At 46.3% G+C, this 16,860-nt stretch carries 14 protein-coding genes; 11 read left to right on the top strand and 3 right to left on the bottom strand.

What is annotated here, in order from left to right; genetic code table 11:
- Window positions 1–69 precede the first annotated feature (69 nt).
- From ABJF92_RS10370 to fadA, 7 genes are all read left to right on the top strand, one after another.
- Entirely contained in the window at window positions 70–1,758 is a 1,689-nt protein-coding gene (locus tag ABJF92_RS10370; protein ID WP_446815724.1) for an AMP-binding protein, read from the top strand.
- A 27-nt stretch (window positions 1,759–1,785) separates the two neighbouring features.
- Window positions 1,786–2,352 (top strand): DUF2889 domain-containing protein, encoded by a 567-nt coding sequence (locus ABJF92_RS10365; protein WP_446815723.1) that lies wholly within the window; start codon window positions 1,786–1,788, stop codon window positions 2,350–2,352.
- Window positions 2,345–3,103: an enoyl-CoA hydratase-related protein gene (locus ABJF92_RS10360; RefSeq protein ID WP_446815722.1), complete on the top strand. Its 759-nt coding sequence runs from the start codon at window positions 2,345–2,347 to the stop codon at window positions 3,101–3,103. The genes ABJF92_RS10365 and ABJF92_RS10360 overlap by 8 nt, the downstream gene beginning before the upstream one ends.
- 242 nt (window positions 3,104–3,345) lie before the next feature.
- Window positions 3,346–4,098 (top strand): electron transfer flavoprotein subunit beta/FixA family protein, encoded by a 753-nt coding sequence (locus ABJF92_RS10355; RefSeq protein ID WP_446815721.1) that lies wholly within the window; start codon window positions 3,346–3,348, stop codon window positions 4,096–4,098.
- Complete coding sequence (locus ABJF92_RS10350) at window positions 4,095–5,024, top strand: electron transfer flavoprotein subunit alpha/FixB family protein (RefSeq protein ID WP_446815720.1); 930 nt, start codon at window positions 4,095–4,097, stop codon at window positions 5,022–5,024. The genes ABJF92_RS10355 and ABJF92_RS10350 overlap by 4 nt, the downstream gene beginning before the upstream one ends.
- Before the next feature lie 116 nt (window positions 5,025–5,140).
- Window positions 5,141–7,291: a fatty acid oxidation complex subunit alpha FadB gene (fadB, locus tag ABJF92_RS10345; protein WP_446815719.1), complete on the top strand. Its 2,151-nt coding sequence runs from the start codon at window positions 5,141–5,143 to the stop codon at window positions 7,289–7,291.
- A gap of 28 nt (window positions 7,292–7,319) precedes the next feature.
- Window positions 7,320–8,495, top strand: a complete 1,176-nt coding sequence (gene fadA, locus ABJF92_RS10340; RefSeq protein ID WP_446815718.1) for an acetyl-CoA C-acyltransferase FadA — start codon at window positions 7,320–7,322, stop codon at window positions 8,493–8,495.
- 88 nt (window positions 8,496–8,583) lie between these two features.
- Here the strand turns inward: fadA and codA are convergent, their stop codons facing one another.
- Genes codA through codB form a run of 3 tightly spaced genes read right to left on the bottom strand, consistent with a single transcriptional unit; the run spans window position 8,584 to window position 12,339 of the window.
- Window positions 8,584–9,837, bottom strand: coding sequence for a cytosine deaminase (codA, locus tag ABJF92_RS10335; RefSeq protein WP_446815717.1), 1,254 nt, complete (start codon window positions 9,835–9,837; stop codon window positions 8,584–8,586).
- Between the two features lie 7 nt (window positions 9,838–9,844).
- On the bottom strand, window positions 9,845–11,086 hold the full coding sequence (locus ABJF92_RS10330) for a PucR family transcriptional regulator (RefSeq protein WP_446815716.1): 1,242 nt from the start codon (window positions 11,084–11,086) through the stop codon (window positions 9,845–9,847).
- Entirely contained in the window at window positions 11,086–12,339 is a 1,254-nt protein-coding gene (gene codB / locus ABJF92_RS10325) for a cytosine permease (protein WP_446815715.1), read from the bottom strand. The genes ABJF92_RS10330 and codB overlap by 1 nt, the downstream gene beginning before the upstream one ends.
- Window positions 12,340–12,713: 374 nt before the next feature.
- Between codB and katG the strand changes: the two genes are divergently transcribed.
- The 4 genes from katG to ABJF92_RS10305 all read left to right on the top strand — a co-directional run bounded on the left by katG (window position 12,714) and on the right by ABJF92_RS10305 (window position 16,856).
- On the top strand, window positions 12,714–14,924 hold the full coding sequence (katG, locus tag ABJF92_RS10320) for a catalase/peroxidase HPI (RefSeq protein WP_446815714.1): 2,211 nt from the start codon (window positions 12,714–12,716) through the stop codon (window positions 14,922–14,924).
- Between the two features lie 193 nt (window positions 14,925–15,117).
- On the top strand, window positions 15,118–15,510 hold the full coding sequence (locus ABJF92_RS10315; RefSeq protein WP_446815713.1) for an MAPEG family protein: 393 nt from the start codon (window positions 15,118–15,120) through the stop codon (window positions 15,508–15,510).
- 30 nt (window positions 15,511–15,540) lie between these two features.
- Entirely contained in the window at window positions 15,541–15,819 is a 279-nt protein-coding gene (locus ABJF92_RS10310) for a hypothetical protein (RefSeq protein ID WP_446815712.1), read from the top strand.
- Between the two features lie 104 nt (window positions 15,820–15,923).
- Window positions 15,924–16,856, top strand: coding sequence for a DMT family transporter (locus ABJF92_RS10305; RefSeq protein ID WP_446815711.1), 933 nt, complete (start codon window positions 15,924–15,926; stop codon window positions 16,854–16,856).
- Window positions 16,857–16,860 lie beyond the last annotated feature (4 nt).

The following is a 16,860-nucleotide window of genomic DNA, read 5'->3' as shown; positions in this document are numbered from 1 at the left end:
CCTAGGTTATTGGGCATTTTGTATCATTGTTTTGTTCTCCTAAATAACAAAAACAAATGGAGTTTTTACATGACGACTATTTCAGCAACGACCGATGGTAGAGAACGAGACCATGGGCGTTTTGTGCCTGAGTCTCTAAATCCAAATAACTATCAATGCGTCACTCAAGTGCTTGATCGCGCTCAGGGTAAGTTCGCTAGCTTGCCTGCTTTTACCAGTGTTGGACGCACCATCACCTATGCTGAGCTGAATGAGAAATCTGACCAGTTTGCAGCGTATTTACAGCATCATACGGATTTGATCCCTGGGGATCGTATCGCCATTCAGCTACCAAATGTCATTCAATACCCTGTGGTGCTATTTGGCGCTATGAAAGCAGGTATGGTGGTAGTAAACACCAACCCTCTATATACCCCTACAGAGCTTGAGCACCAGTTTAATGATTCTGGCGCAAAAGCCCTCGTGGTGTTTGCGAACATGGCGGCGAATGTCGAAAAAATTCTTACCAAAACTAGTATTAAGCATGTCATTGTGACCGAAATTGCAGACTTTCACTCGCCAGTGAAGCGGGTTTTGGTGAACAGTATTGTCAAATACGTTAAGAAAATGGTGCCTGCTTTTAATATTCCCAGAGCTATCTCTTTAAATGATGCCTTGGCTAAAGGCGTTGGGAAGAGTGTTGTACGTGCGGTTAATAAACCTTCAGACATTGCTGTTCTGCAATACACGGGCGGCACCACAGGCGTTGCCAAAGGGGCAATGCTTACCCATGCTAACTTAATTTCCAATATGTATCAGTTAGGTTCTAGGTTGACATCCATTGTTGATGAAGCCACAGAAACCTATATTGCGCCGTTACCCCTGTATCATATCTATGCCTTCTTGATTCATGGATTAACCTTGCTAGAGCGTGGTGCTCACTCGATCCTTATTCCAAACCCAAGAGACCTACCGGGTTTTGTTAAAGAGTTGAAAAAGTGGCAATTTACTGGCTTCGTAGGGTTAAACACCTTGTTTGTTGGCTTGTGTAATAAGCCAGAATTTCGCGCTCTAGATTTTTCCCATCTAAAGCTAACCTGCTCAGGGGGTATGCCATTAACTCATGCCGCTGCCGACGAGTGGGAAAGCGTCACTGGATGCAAAGTCGTCGAAGGCTATGGATTAACAGAGACCTCCCCTGTGGTGTCGTTTAATCCTATTGGCCAAGAGCGTATTGGTACCATTGGTATTCCAGTGGATATGACAGAGATTAAAATTCAGGACCAAGAGGGCAACACACTTCCACAAGGGGAGTCTGGCATGTTGTGCGTTCGTGGCCCACAAGTCATGAAAGGCTACTGGCAGCGTGAACAAGCCACCCAGGAAGTGATGACGGAAGATGGCTTCTTGATCACAGGTGATATTGCCATGCAGCATCCCGATGGCTACTTGGAAATAGTGGACCGAGCTAAAGACATGATCATAGTGTCTGGCTTCAATGTTTACCCAACAGAGATCGAGGACTGTTTGTCTTCTCACCCAAGTGTTTTAGAGTCTGCTGCCATTGGCATAGAAGATGATAAAACCGGTGAAGCGGTGAAAGCCTTTGTGGTGCTCAAAGAAGGGGCAGAAGGCATAAACGTAGATGAAGTAAGAAGTTTCTGTAAGGAAAAACTGGCGGCTTACAAAATACCTAAAGCCATTATAGTGCGTTCTGAACTGCCTAAAACCAACGTTGGTAAAGTGTTACGCCGTGCTTTGCGGGAAGAAAGATCTTAAGCCTAACTTTCCTCATAGGAGATGAAAGTGTCAAAGATCCAACGTACCTTATTGCATCAACGTCATATAGAAACCCAAGGTTACCTTAGGGAAGACGGATTGTGGGACATTGAAGCGAGCATGAAAGACCTAAAAGCTCATGATGTTCGCAGAGAATTTAACAACCGTTTGCTTCCCCAAGGTAGCCCTTTTCACGATATCCACCTAACCTTAACCCTCGACGATACATTTTTGATCAAAGATGTATCGGTCACTATGTCTGCTTACCCTTTTCCGAATTGCGGTAACGCAGCCCCTAACTTTCGTAAACTAATTGGCTCGCGAATAACCTCAGGGTGGAATCGCTGGTTAAAAGAGAACTTTGCAGGCCAACAAGGCTGCACCCATGTTTTAGAGCTGTTGCCCGTTGCGGCAACCACGGCTTTTCAAACCATGTGGGCGCCACTTGGTGAAAAATATCCAAGCCAAGTACCAAAGGCGTTAAATAAGTTAGTGAATACTTGTCATGGTTGGGCGCAAGACGGCCCAATGGTACAAAAATTGGTGGACGAACAAGTCATTCGTTTGCCGGATGGAGATAATCCTCATGAGTGAATTTGTTACCGAAACGATTGAATCCAATGTACAAATATTGTGCTTGAATAGACCCGCTAAGAAAAATGCCATTACCTTAGAGATGTACCAAGCCTTAGCGGATGCTTTGCATCGGGCACAATCCAATAGTGAAATTAAAGCCACGTTAATTCATGGGGCAGGAGGGGATTTCTCATCGGGCAATGATATCAATGAATTTATTCATATTGCTCAAACCCCAGAGAAAATGGAACATACCATGGCCTTTCTGCAGGCCATAACGACTTACAAAAAACCATTGATAGCTGGGGTAGAAGGGCGCGCTGTGGGGGTCGGGGCCACCATGTTATTACATTGTGATATGGTGTTATCTTCCCGTGAAGCACGTTTGCAGTTTCCTTTTGTACAGCTTGGTTTGGTGCCTGAAGCGGCCTCCAGCCATTTGTTGCCACAATTAGTGGGTCATCAAAAGGCGTTTGAAATTTTGGCGTTAGGCGAAGTCATAAGCGCTGCCGAGGCCCACGAATTCCGTTTGGTGAACCATTTGTGTGAAGCAGGCGAAGCCTATGAAATGGCTTTTTCTTATGCTCAGAAGATCGCGTCCTTACCGGTTGAAGCGGTGGCACTGAGTAAAGACTTGCTGAAATATCGTGCTCAGGATGATGTGCAAATGGCGCTCATGAGAGAAGGGCGCATCTTTAAAGACAGGCTACGTTCCGACGAAGCCAGACAAGCTTTTATGAGCTTCCTTTCCCGTAGTAAATCCGCCTAACTGAGCCATAAAACCAGAGGCCCTTTCTTTGTTAAGAAGAAAGGGCCTTTTTCGTTTTTATCACAAAAAAAACGTTGGTGGTTTTTCAATTGATTGCTTTTGTTAGTTAACTGGCGTTTTTTTGTTATTGATGAAAAAACCTGAAGAACTAGTATAAGTCCTATACAAATTTTCATTCATCGTCTTTAGCATCATGTGCTTCACTCACTAAAGACCCGTTTAAGAATAATAATGAGGATCTTATGAAAATCTTAGTATCCGTAAAGCGCGTTATTGATTACAACGTCAAAGTGCGTGTTAATGCCGATAACACGGCAGTTGATCTAACCAACACAAAAATGTCCATGAACCCTTTTTGCGAAATTGCCGTTGAAGAGGCTATTCGCCTTAAAGAGAAAGGCGTCGCCAGCGAAGTCGTGGTGGTTTCTGTGGGTTCCAAAGCTTGCCAAGAAACCCTACGTACTGCATTAGCTCTAGGGGCAGACCGCGCCATTCAAGTGGAAACAGAAGATCACCTAGATTCCCTTGTGGTTGCCAAACTGTTAGCAAAAGTCGCTGAACAAGAAGCACCAGAGCTGATCATCATGGGGAAACAAGCCATCGATTCCGATAACAACCAAACCGGCCAAATGCTGGCGGCACTATTAGATTACCCGCAAGCGACCTTTGCTTCTGAAGTGATTATTGAAAATGGTGAAGGCAAAGTCACTCGCGAAATCGATGGTGGTCTACAGACCCTTATGATCACACTGCCCGCCGTGGTCACTACGGATTTACGTTTGAACGAGCCTCGCTTTGCTTCCTTGCCAAACATTATGAAAGCTAAACGTAAGCCACTGGATGTAAAAACAGCCGCGGATCTAGGCATTGAAGTGAGCTCAAATGTCAGTGTTGTTTCAGTAACGCCGCCAGCACAAAGAGCGGGCGGGGTTAAAGTTGGATCGGTTAGCGAACTTGTCGAAAAATTGAAAAATGAAGCGAAGGTGGTGTCATGAGTATTTTAGTAATTGCTGAACACGACAATCAATCTCTTAAAGGTGCTTCCCTAAATACCATCACAGCGGCAAGCCAAATAGGTAGTGACGTCCACTTATTGGTAGTTGGAGCGGATTGTGCCTCAGTAGCCGAGCAAGGCGCTAACGTTGTGGGGGTTGCCAAAGTCTTAGTGGCAAACAACGCGGCCTATGAGCACCAATTGGCAGAGAATGTTTCCAAACTAGTCGTGGAGTTAGCCCCAGCTTATAGCCATATCTTGGCACCAGCGACCACCACAGGTAAAAACGTACTGCCACGTGTCGCCGCTTTGCTTGATGTAGCACAGCTTTCCGATGTGATTAAAGTTGAAGCTGAGGACACCTTTGTTCGACCTATCTACGCTGGCAATGCCATTGCGACAGTGAAATCAACAGATGCAACCAAAGTTATGACGGTTCGCTCAACAGGCTTTGATGCCGCCGTTGCAGAAGGTGGTAATGGTCAGATCGAAGCGGTTAACAGCGTAATTAACGCGGATCGTAGCCGTTTTGTGGGTGAGCAATTGGCTCAATCTGATCGCCCAGAGCTGACCGCAGCGAAGGTGATTGTGTCAGGTGGCCGTGGTATGGGCAGTGGTGAGAACTTCCAGATTTTGGACGGGGTCGCCGATAAGCTTGGCGCCGCCATTGGTGCTTCTCGTGCGGCTGTGGATGCGGGCTTTGTGCCGAATGATCTTCAAGTAGGCCAAACCGGTAAAACTGTAGCACCTGAGCTCTACATTGCAGTGGGTATTTCCGGTGCGATTCAGCATTTGGCGGGTATGAAAGACTCTAAGGTGATTGTAGCCATCAACAAAGACGAAGATGCGCCAATCTTCCAAGTGGCGGACTATGGTTTAGTAGCAGACTTGTTCGAGGCCGTGCCAGAGCTAGAAAAAAGCCTGTAACTTGTATTTAACAAGCGCAGCAGCTATCGAACACAAGACCAAATAAGATTTTAATTATTGCAAACTGGTAGCGGTGCTGAGCACCGCAATCATAATAAAAACAAGTGGAGGCCAGAATGATCTTTGAAGGACAAGCCATCAAAGTAACGATCGATGATGTTGGAGTGGCAACGGTCACTCTCGATCTTGCCGGAGAGTCGGTAAACAAATTTAATAGCCTCACACTCGGTGAGCTAGGACAAGCCATTGATGCTTTAAAGCATACAGACGATGTGAAAGGGCTAATCTTTAGCAGTGCCAAAGATGTTTTTGTCGTGGGGGCAGACATTACGGAATTCATTTCTTGGTTTAAATTAGAAGACCAAGAGCTGACCGATAAACTACGCGTTGTTCACGACCTATTTGATGATATTTCCAACCTTCCTTATCCAACCGTCGCAGCGATCAATGGTATTGCTCTTGGTGGTGGTATGGAGTTGAGTTTAGCCTGTGACTATCGAGTGATGGCAGACAGTGCAAAAATTGGTTTACCAGAAACTCAGTTAGGCATTTATCCTGGTTGGGGTGGTACAGTACGTTTACCTCGCCTTATCGGTGCCGATAATGCTTGTGAGTGGATTTGTGGCGGTGCGCAAAAGCGTAGCGAAGATGCCCTAAAAGACGGCGCTGTCGATGCCGTTGTTCCAGCTGCTAAAGTCAATGATTCAGCCCGTCATCTCGTGCAACAGGTGCTGGATGGCAAACTGGATTTTCACGCTCGTCGAGATGAAAATCGCGCCCCTTTGCAATTTTCTCCCATTGAAAAAATGATGGTGTTTGAATCGGTACGTGGTGTAGTGGGGGCAAAAGCGGGCAAGCATTACCCTGCACCAATGGTGGCTATTAAGACCATGGAAAAAGGCATCAGCCAAACCATGGAAAAAGCCGCCGAAACTGAAATTAAAGGTTTTATTAAACTTGCCAAAGGCCCTGTGGCTAAATCATTAGTGACGCTATTCCTGAGTGATCAAGCGATTAAGAAAACCGCTGGTAAGTTAACGAAAGGTGTCGTGCCGGTTAAGCAAGCCGCGGTATTGGGTGCCGGCATCATGGGGGGCGGTGTCGCCTACCAATCGGTTTCCAAGGGCACACCGATTATCATGAAAGACATTCGTCAAGAAGCCTTGGATCTTGGCCTGAATGAAGCCAACAAGCTTTTCAATGGCCAGATTAGCCGTGGACGCAGCACCGCTGAAAAAGCCCTAAAAGCCATGAACGGCATTACTCCAGTATTAACCTATGGCGAATTTGGCCAAGTGGATCTAGTGGTCGAGGCCGTGGTTGAAAATGTTAAGGTGAAAAAAGCGGTATTGGCGGAAGTAGAAGGCCATTTAGCGCAAGATGCCATCTTAACGTCCAACACGTCGACCATTTCGATTACCGAACTGTCGAAAGACTTAAAACGTCCAGAAAACTTCTGTGGCATGCACTTCTTTAACCCAGTACATCGTATGCCGCTTGTTGAAGTCATTCGCGGTGAAAAAACCAGCGATGCAGCCATCGCTAAAACGGTTGCCTACGCACAAGCCATGGGCAAAACCCCTGTTGTGGTGAATGATTGTCCAGGCTTCTTGGTAAACCGAGTTTTGTTCCCATACTTCGCTGGTTTCTCATTACTGATGCAAGAAGGGGCAGATTTCCAACAAGTGGATAAAGCCATGGAGAAATTTGGCTGGCCAATGGGGCCTGCTTATTTACTCGATGTGGTGGGTATTGATACCGCTTATCATGCAGACCAAGTGATGGCAGAAGGTTTCCCTGATCGCATGCAGCATGAGGGTGTTAATGCGGTAGATCGCTTGTTTGAGTTGGAACGTTTTGGACAGAAAAACGGTAAAGGTTTTTACCGATACGAAGCGGATCGCAAAGGTAAGCCGAAGAAGATCTTTAACGACGAAATCAATGAGCTGTTAGCGCCAGTGGTGGCCAGCCAAACAGAATTGAGGGAAGAAGACATTATTGCCCGCATGATGATTCCACTGTGTATCGAGACGGTTCGTTGTCTAGAAGAAAACATCGTGGCATCGGCATCAGAAGCGGACATGGGACTCATCTATGGTATTGGTTTCCCTCCTTACCTTGGCGGTGCTTTGCACTACCTAGATCAAATGGGGCTGCAAGCCTTTTGTGAGCTTGCAGATAAATACAGTCACCTAGGTAAGTTGTACGAGCCAACCGCGAAAATGCGCGACATGGCGAACAACGCACAAACTTACTACGGCGCATAATTTCCCCATAGGGTAGAGGAGTATTTTCATGAAATTGAATCCAAATGATGTCGTTATTATCGACGCAGTACGTTCGCCAATGGGTAAAACCAAAAACGGTGTGTTTCGTCATGTACGTGCCGAAAACTTATCCGCAGAATTGGTTAAAGCGTTGTTTAAGCGTAACCCAAATGTTGACCCAAATGATGTGGAAGACTTGATCTGGGGGTGTGTCAACCAAACCCTAGAGCAGGGCTTTAACATGGCCCGTGCTGTGGCGTTATTGGGTGGCTTGCCGATCACCAGTGCCGCACAAACGGTTAACCGCCTATGTGGTTCTTCTATGTCGGCTTTGCATACCGCGGCTCAGGCTATTATGACCGGCCAAGGAGACGTATTCGTCGTGGGTGGTGTTGAGCACATGGGCCATGTGAGCATGATGCACGGGGTGGACGTTAACCCTGCGTTGTCTAAACACATGGCGAAAGCTTCCATGATGATGGGGGTAACAGCTGAGATGCTCGGTAAAATGCACGGCGTGAGCCGCAGTGCACAAGATGAGTTTGCGGTTCGTTCCCATCGTCTTGCCCATGAAGCTACACTAGAAGGACGTTTTGCCAATGAGATTGTTTCTCTTGAAGGCCATGATGCCGAAGGCAACAAAATCTTGGTTGAAGTGGACGAAGTGATTCGACCAGAGACGTCGATGGAGTCTTTGGCTGGGCTTAAACCGGTATTTATGCCAAAAGTGGGCACAGTGACCGCTGGTACTTCTTCTGCGTTGTCTGACGGTGCGTCGGCCATGCTAATGATGTCGGCACAGAAAGCTCAAGACCTTGGTTTAACACCAATTGCTAGAGTACGCAGTATGGGCGTAGCCGGTTGTGATCCTGCGATCATGGGCTATGGCCCAGTGCCAGCGTCGAAAAAAGCACTGAAACGTGCGGGCTTGACCATTGCTGATATTGAAATTGCCGAGCTAAACGAAGCCTTTGCTGCGCAATCCATTCCGGTTCTGAAAGATCTAGGGTTATTGGATGTCGTCGAGCAGAAGGTTAATTTAAACGGTGGCGCCATTGCCCTTGGTCATCCATTAGGCTGTTCTGGTACGCGAATTTCTACCACCTTGCTCAACGTTATGCGTGAGAAAGACGCAACCTTGGGTCTTGCAACCATGTGTATTGGTATGGGACAGGGTATCGCTACCGTGTTTGAGCGCATCTAATGAGCAAGTGATAACCCGCTTATATAACCAAAAAGCCCCATGTTCACAGAAGTTGAACGTGGGGCTTTTTAATGAGCTTTGTTATGTTTTAGAGGCTGTTGCTCACCCAAGGCTGGCTAAGAACTTTAGCAGGCTGGCGCTCAACAATGATTTCGCCTTTGCGAACCGACAGCAAAACTTCCCCTTGCTTGCGCAATACACTGTAGTCATCAAAGCCTTCTAGGATAATAAAGTTTGCAGGATTACCCACCTCAATACCATAGCCTTCTAAACACAGAGTCTTGGCGCTGTTATCTGTGATCATATCCAGAGCGCGAGCATAGTCTTGATAGCCCATCATTTGGCAGATGTGCATCGCGTAATCTAAAGTGCGCAGCAGCTTACCATTGCCCAAGGAATACCATGGGTCAAAGATAGAATCTTGCCCCAAACAGACATTAATATTGGCTTCTCTTAGCTCTTTTACTCGGGTGACCCCCCTGCGTTTTGGGTAAGTATCAAAGCGGCCTTGCAAGTGAATGCTCTCGGTAGGGCAGGAAATAAAGTTAATGTTAGAGTTTTTCAATAGACGGAAAAGCTTGGAGCAATAAGCATTATCGTAAGAGTGCATGGCGGTGGTATGGCTGGCGGTGACTCTTGGCCCCATGTCGTGAAACAACGCCTCACATGCTAGGAACTCTAAAAAGCGTGAATTCGGATCATCGATTTCATCACAATGCACATCCACCAAACAATCGTATTTTCTCGCTAGCTCTAGCAAGGTTTTTACCGACTTCTCACCCAGCTCGCGGGTGTATTCAAAGTGTGGGATACCACCCACCACATCGGCGCCTATCTGCAAGGACTCTTCCATCAGTGCCAAGCCATTTGGGTAAGAGAGCATGCCATCTTGTGGGAAAGCCACCACTTGCAGATCAATTTTATCTTTAAGCTCGTCCCGAAGGGCACATAAGGTGCGAATGCCGATCAATGAAGGATCGGTTGTGTCGGCGTGGGTTCGAATGGCTTGCACGCCATTTTGTACCAGCAGTTCAATAGTAGAGAGGGCGCGTTTACGAATGTCGGCTTCGTTCAGCATAGGCTTACGTTGACGCCATCTTTCTATACCTTCAAACAAGGTGCCACTCTGGTTCCATTCAGGCTCACCTGCGGTCAGTGCGGCATCAAGATGAATATGGGGCTCCACAAAAGGGGCGCAGAGCAAGTTGCCGTGGGCATTGATTTGGTCGTTTTGTTCTGGCAGGGCTTCGGCTTGAGGTTCAATGCTATGAAATTTGCCCTCTTTAATGGTTAGGGTGTGAAGATCATTGGTGTGGCGTAAACGAGCGTTAATAATTTGCATAAAAATCTCACTTAGAATAATCGGTAACTAGGCTCTGCTCATCAATACTATGGTGATGAAAAAGGACTTGTTCCATTAATAGAGCGTTCTGTAGGTTTAGACGTAAAAAAGGGTCTTGTAGAGAATAACCAAGCCGTTGTTCAATTTTATTAAGGCGGTAACTTAGCGTATTACGGTGAATGCCCATAGCATCGGCGGTCTGCTGTTGATGACCAAAATGGTTAAAGTAATGATTGAGCGTGACTTTCATTTCTAAGGTGGCCGGGTCTTTTTCAAAACATAACTCCCCTAGATATTGCTTACAAAAATCCGCGAGTAAGTTTCTTTGAGGCACCGCGGCAAAGAGTTTGGCAATGCCCAGCTGCTCATAGAAAAACAAGGTTTTGTGCTGATGCTTGACCGCAAATTGTAAGGCTTGCCGAGCTTGGTCCGTAGCAACAGACAGAGTATGTAAATCGTGCTGTAAATCACTGACGCCCATACAAACATCTACATCGTTAAAACTTTTTTGTAGAAGGCTTAGCATGCGTTCAAGTTCGTGGTAAAGGTCGGCGGTTTGATCATCATCCACGGGCCAAATAGCAAGAAAATCCTGCTGATAATTCAAGACTGGCCAATCAATGCCTCGACGTTTAAGTAACTCACTAATTTGTTGCTCAAGGGCTTGTCGTGCCTTTAATAGGGCTTGCGGATCATTGTTTGCGGTAGGTGTATCGCGTAAGCGAATGGCTAAGGTGGAAAAAGCGCGTGAGTCACGAATACCAAGCTCTCCCGCCCGTAAATGAATGAGCTCTGGAGCTTGGGCTTGGCCATTAATCAGCTTGGTTAAGAACAAGCGCACCGATTTACCTAAGAGGTTATCCTGCACAATGGCATTACTGATGATCTCTGTCACCAAGACCATTTTCAAATCATAGGGTTGCTCTAAGATCGGCAAGTTATGCTGGTTCGCCAGAGTGATTACTTGTTTGGGGATTTTTCGAATGAACTCAGGGCCAGTGAGGATCACCAGACCCGCCACGTGGCTTTCTATGGCTTCACTCACCAGCTGGCAAAGATTTTCTTCACTTCTTTTATGGTTAATGCCGGTGACAAATACCAGTTCGCCACCGCTCACCCATGGTTGGATCGTGTCATTCTCAGCCACATAAGGCCAACGCACAATGCGCTGGCCTCCTTGTAATCCGGCTCTAAAGGTAATGTTCTCCAAGCCGGGTAGGCGAGGTATATCTGCACAACAAATGGTCATTAATTATTAAGCACCGCTTTTGTGTTGGTTGAGAGTTTTGATGTTAACAGGCTATAGCAAGCAAAAGCGACGACGACTCCGACGATAGGAGGCATCACAGGAGAGAAATAAGCCGCCGCGGACGCTAACACATAGGACGCCAAACCAAGCCAGTTAAAGGCTGGAATTTGAGCCGTGCTCAAGATTGGGTATTGGCCTTTATGCTTGACCCAAAAGTCCGCCATGATCACGCCGCCAATGGGTGGGATAAAGGTGCCCAGCAAAATTAGGAAGGGGATCAAGAAATTATACATGCCAAAGATCGCCATGATCGTCCCGATAAGCGCGCCGATGAGCGTAATCAAGCGACGTTTGTCGGTTCGTAGTAAGTTACAACCTGCAGCTGAAAAGTTGTAAATGGTATTGTCTTGAGTGGTCCAGATATTCATGAACAACATTAAAACCGCCAGTACCATAAAACCTTGAGCGAGCATCACATCTACAATATCGGCTTGCTGATAAATTAAAGTACCGAGCGCGCCAGTGAGAACCATTAAACCGTTACCGATAAAAAAGGCGGCCATTGTGGCCCAAACGGCAATCTTGCCACTGCTGGCGAAACGGCTCCAGTTAGTGGCTTGAGTCGCGCCACTAACGAAGGTACCGATAATAATGGTGATGGCACTGGCAAAGCTCATGCTTTCACTTGGCGCTAAATTAAGTAGCTCTCCAATACCACCAATGTCTACAAAACCAGTGAATAAGCTAATCAAAATGAAAATAAGCATACTAGGAACTGCAATCCTGGAAATAAGATCTATGCCTCGAACACCAATGACTGCGGTGATACAAAAGGCCAGCCCAAACAGTACCATCAAAGGGGTCTGCCAAGTTTCGCTGATCCCCGTTACTTTAACCAAGACAATGGCCAAGGTTGCTGTGCCCCAGGCGTACCAGCCAATTTGGGTGAAGCCTAAAATAAAATCGGATAACTTACTGCCTAACTCACCAAAACTAAAGCGTGCCATCAAGACACTGTTCAAGCCACTTTTAAAGGCAATGTAGGCCAGTGCTGAAGCGTAGGCGCCCAATAATAAATTACCGACTAAGATCACCAGCAATAATTCGCTAAACGAAAAAGCTTTGCCTAATGTTCCACCCGCCCACATCGTGGCGGTAAAAAAGGTAAAACCTAATAGGATGACAGCCATAGGCAGTAAGCCTTGGCGCTCGCTTTTTGGCACTTCACTCAATGGAAAGTCTGATGGCTTCATTATTTTTTCCTTCGCAGGTTACATAAAAGATACCGTTAATCTCTAGCAACTAATGAACCAAATCCTTAGCTTACGGACTAACAAAGGTCTTTGTAGCCAGATGTACAAACATTCCAGCAAAACCTTATGCAAACTATACAAAGTGATGGCTTCATTATGTGGATAGCCGTGAATCTCTCGTCTATGTTTGTTCTTGGAAAGAGTTATGAAAAGGAGACAACTGAGCAACAGGGGGAGTCATAGTTTTGCTTTGCACTGTGGAAGGGCAAGGCGACTATCGTCTTGTTAGGATAAATTTATTAGAAAACCAATATCCTAGCGGCTATAACTATCACTACAGACTTAACAAAGTTAAAAAAGCAGGAGAGATATAAATGTCTAGCGAAAGTAAATGTCCGTTTAACCACGGCAGTAAAGGCAATAACCAAGCGGCTGGTCGTGGCATGTCCAATAAAGATTGGTGGCCAAACCAATTAGATGTGAGCATTTTGCATCAGCATTCTGTCAATTCAAATCCTATGGGCGAAGACTTTGACTATGCGGAAGCATTTGAAAGTTTAGACCTTGAAGCCTTGCGTAAGGATCTGTATGCCTTGATGACAGATTCTCAAGATTGGTGGCCTGCCGATTACGGTCATTACGGACCCTTTATGATTCGCATGGCATGGCACAGCGCAGGTACTTACCGTACTGCAGACGGTCGTGGTGGCGCGACGTCGGGTACTCAGCGTTTTGCGCCACTAAACAGCTGGCCAGATAACGTCAACCTTGATAAAGCGCGTCGTCTACTTTGGCCGATCAAGCAAAAATATGGCCGTAAGATTTCTTGGGCAGATTTAATGATACTTGCAGGTAACTGTGCACTGGAATCTATGGGCTTTAAAACCTTTGGTTTCGCTGGTGGCCGTGTTGACGTTTGGGAACCAGAAAACGACATCTACTGGGGTAAAGAGGGCACTTGGCTAGAAGAAAGTGGCGGTAAAGACAGCCGTTACAGTGGTGACCGCGACTTAGAAGACCCTCTAGCTGCCGTACAAATGGGCTTGATCTACGTCAACCCAGAAGGTCCAGACGGTAAGCCTGACACATTGGCTTCTGCCCGTGATATTCGCGATACCTTTGGTCGCATGGGGATGAACGACGAAGAAACCGTTGCTTTGATTGCTGGTGGCCACACGTTCGGTAAAGCTCACGGTGCAGGCGATGCGGCACAAGTTGGCGCAGACCCAGAAGCGGCGGGCATTACTGAGCAAGGTTTTGGTTGGAGCAACTCACAGGGTACGGGTAATGGCGCAGACACTATTAGTAGTGGCCTTGAAGGGGCTTGGACAAAAGATCCAATCAAATGGGACAACGGCTTCTTTGAAAACCTATTCGACTACGAATGGGAATTAACCAAGAGCCCTGCAGGCGCGTGGCAGTGGTCGCCAAAAGGTACAGCTGGTTCAAACAGTGTGCCTGATGCTCACGATGCAACAAAACGCCATGCACCTATGATGTTTACATCGGATTTGGCTCTACGTGATGATCCAATTTACGCGCCAATTTCTCGTCACTTCTATGAGAACCCTGAAGCCCTAGCGGATGCCTTTGCTCGCGCTTGGTTCAAGTTGACTCACCGTGACATGGGGCCACTAGCTCGTTACTTAGGGCCTTTGGTTCCGCAAGAAGAGCTTATTTGGCAAGACCCGATTCCTGCAGTAACGGGTGAACAAATTGGCGCGGAAGAAATTACGGATTTGAAAGCGCGTATTATGGGTTCTGGTTTATCTGTGTCTCAGTTGGTCTCTACCGCTTGGGCTTCTGCCTCGACTTACCGTGGCTCCGATATGCGTGGTGGTGCAAACGGTGCACGTATCCGCCTTGCGCCACAGAAAGATTGGGCCGTTAACCAGCCTGAGCAACTAGCGAGTGTATTGAGTTCTCTTGAAGCCATTCAAGCGGAATTTAATCGCGATAGTGACAAAACGGTTTCTTTGGCTGACTTGATTGTTCTTGCCGGTTCCGTTGGTGTTGAAAAAGGCGCGAAAGCAGCCGGTATTGAGCTTGAAGTACCTTTCACACCGGGTCGAGGTGATGCGACACAAGAGCAAACCGATGTCGAGTCTTTTGCTGTACTTGAGCCAATTGCTGAGGGTTTCCGTAACTACCAAGCAGGTCAGTACACAACGTCTACCGAAGAAATGTTGTTAGACCGTGCGCAATTACTAACCTTGTCTGCACCTGAAATGACAGTACTGGTGGCAGGATTACGCGTACTAGGCGCGAACACAGACGGTTCTAAGCACGGTGTGCTCACGGATCAGCCTGAAACTTTAAGTAACGATTTCTTTGTTAACTTGTTAGACATGGCAACTCAATGGCAGGCGACTTCTCCTGCTGAGAGTGAGTTTGAAGGTCGTGATCGCGTGACAGGTGAAGTGAAATGGACAGCAACCCGTGCAGATCTAGTATTCGGCTCTAACTCACAGCTAAGAGCCCTTGCTGAAGTGTACGCTTGCCAAGATTCACAACAACGTTTTGTGATCGACTTTGTGAAAGCTTGGACCAAAGTAATGGAGTTGGATCGTTTCGATCTTAAATAATCTCTGAGACTTCACGGTTAGTATTCCAGTGCTAATGTGATCAAAGCCCTATCATATTTTATGGTAGGGCTTTTTTGTTTTTAGTTATCTCCTTTGAGGTGGGATCAAGTAATCAATTATTGGATACCTTCGTAAAGCATTGGGGTAGAATGTTAACCATATCAACTTAATGTCATGTCGGAAGGTAATAAAAATGATTACAGCCTTATATGCGTCAGTTTTGGCCATTTGGATTTGTTGGTTGGTGATTAACGTGGTGAAGGCACGTTTGAAAAACCAAGTTGCACATGGTGATGGTGGAGTAGACACATTAGTCGTTGCGCGGTCTGCGCATTCGAATGCCACTGAAACCATCCCAATTGCTCTAATTTTATTGTTTGCTCTCGAGCTCAATGGTGGTCCCAACGCGTTGCTACATGTATTTGGTCTGGCTTTAGTCTTTGGGCGCTTTTTGCACGCTAAAGGGATCTTATCCAATACCTTAAAATACCGTAAGTTAGGTATGCAAATTACCCTGTTCAGTATTTTATTGCTGGCTGTGGCTAACTTTATTTTCCTTCCCTTCGATAAGTTGTTTGCGTTGTAAAATGACGATATAACAACGATAAGGACCATTATGAATTTAGATAAAGCAAAAAAGCGTTTGGCCAAAAAAGCCAAAATGGGTTTTAAAGGCTACCCGTTACTGTCATTGTCTTATTATGGTGAAACGGCAGAATTGGCCACCAAGGTCACCATTGCTTTTACCCTAGAAGAAGGCGCAGAGGCCCAAGAACAAAGTTTCACGGGCAGCAATGTTAAAGAAGACGAATCTATCCAGTCAGCTTTAGTGAAAATTCTTGAAAGAACGGATGCGAAAAGTCTAATTGAAGAGCCAGGTATCGCCATTCTCTAATCTTCGTGGTCAGGACGTTAGGCGCTAAAAGAAGAGCCTTTACCCCTTTGCTTTGCTGAGTATAATGCCTGCTTCAAATAGCTTTGTAGTTAATAGGGATAGGTATGCAAGGGAACAGTGATTTTTTTACTCGCCGGTATGTGGTATTTGCCTGTGCAGTATTGTGCACCATACTTTGGGGAAGCTCATATCCAGCCATAAAATCCGGTTATGAGCTACTGAATATTCCTAAAGGAGATGTCCCTTCTTTAATGGTTTTTGCTGGCATGCGCTTTTTGTTAGCAGGGCTGTTTCTTATCGTTATTAATAAGCTCCTTAAGCGTCCCAGCTTACCTTTGAATTGGCAGAACGTCCGTCAGCTTAGCCTGTTGGGTGCTACGCAAACCTGTTTGCAATATGTTTTTTTCTATATTGGTGTGGCGAACACCACAGGCGTTAAAGCCTCGATCATGAATGCCACTGGCACTTTCTTTAGCGTCATTCTTGCTCACTATTTGTATCACAACGATAAGCTCAACCAGCGTAAGTTAGTCGGTTGTTTAGTGGGTTTTGCTGGCGTCTTTATGGTGAACTTTAGTGACTCATTGTTATCCATCGATTTCACCTTAGCGGGAGAGGGGGCGGTGGTGTTTGCCGCCTTCATCTTGGCGGCGGCTTCTATTTACGGAAAACGTGTGTCGCAAAATATGGATGCCATGCAAATGACCGCTTGGCAGTTGACCATAGGCGGCTTTATCTTGCTGGTGGTAGGGTATGGATTAGGTGGTCAATCTGGGACCTTTGGTTTCTCGACGACAGCATTGCTCATGTATCTGGCTTTGCTTTCGTCTATCGCGTTTGCGGTGTGGAGCTTGCTACTTAAATACAACCCTGTGGGCATGATCACGATTTTTAACTTCCTGATCCCAATCTTTGGGACCTTGCTCTCTGGGCTTTTTTTGCAAGAAGCCTTCTTAGAATGGAAAAATCTCATTGCTTTATTACTGGTGTGTTTTGGTATTTACCTTGTCACACGAGTTGGGGCCAGCTTGCGATAGCCCC

Origin of the sequence: Marinomonas sp., assembly GCF_039940335.1 — a bacterium.
Lineage (GTDB): Bacteria > Pseudomonadota > Gammaproteobacteria > Pseudomonadales > Marinomonadaceae > Marinomonas.
Note: the sequence above shows the minus strand (reverse complement) of the source record. Positions and strands in the feature narration are given on the sequence as shown.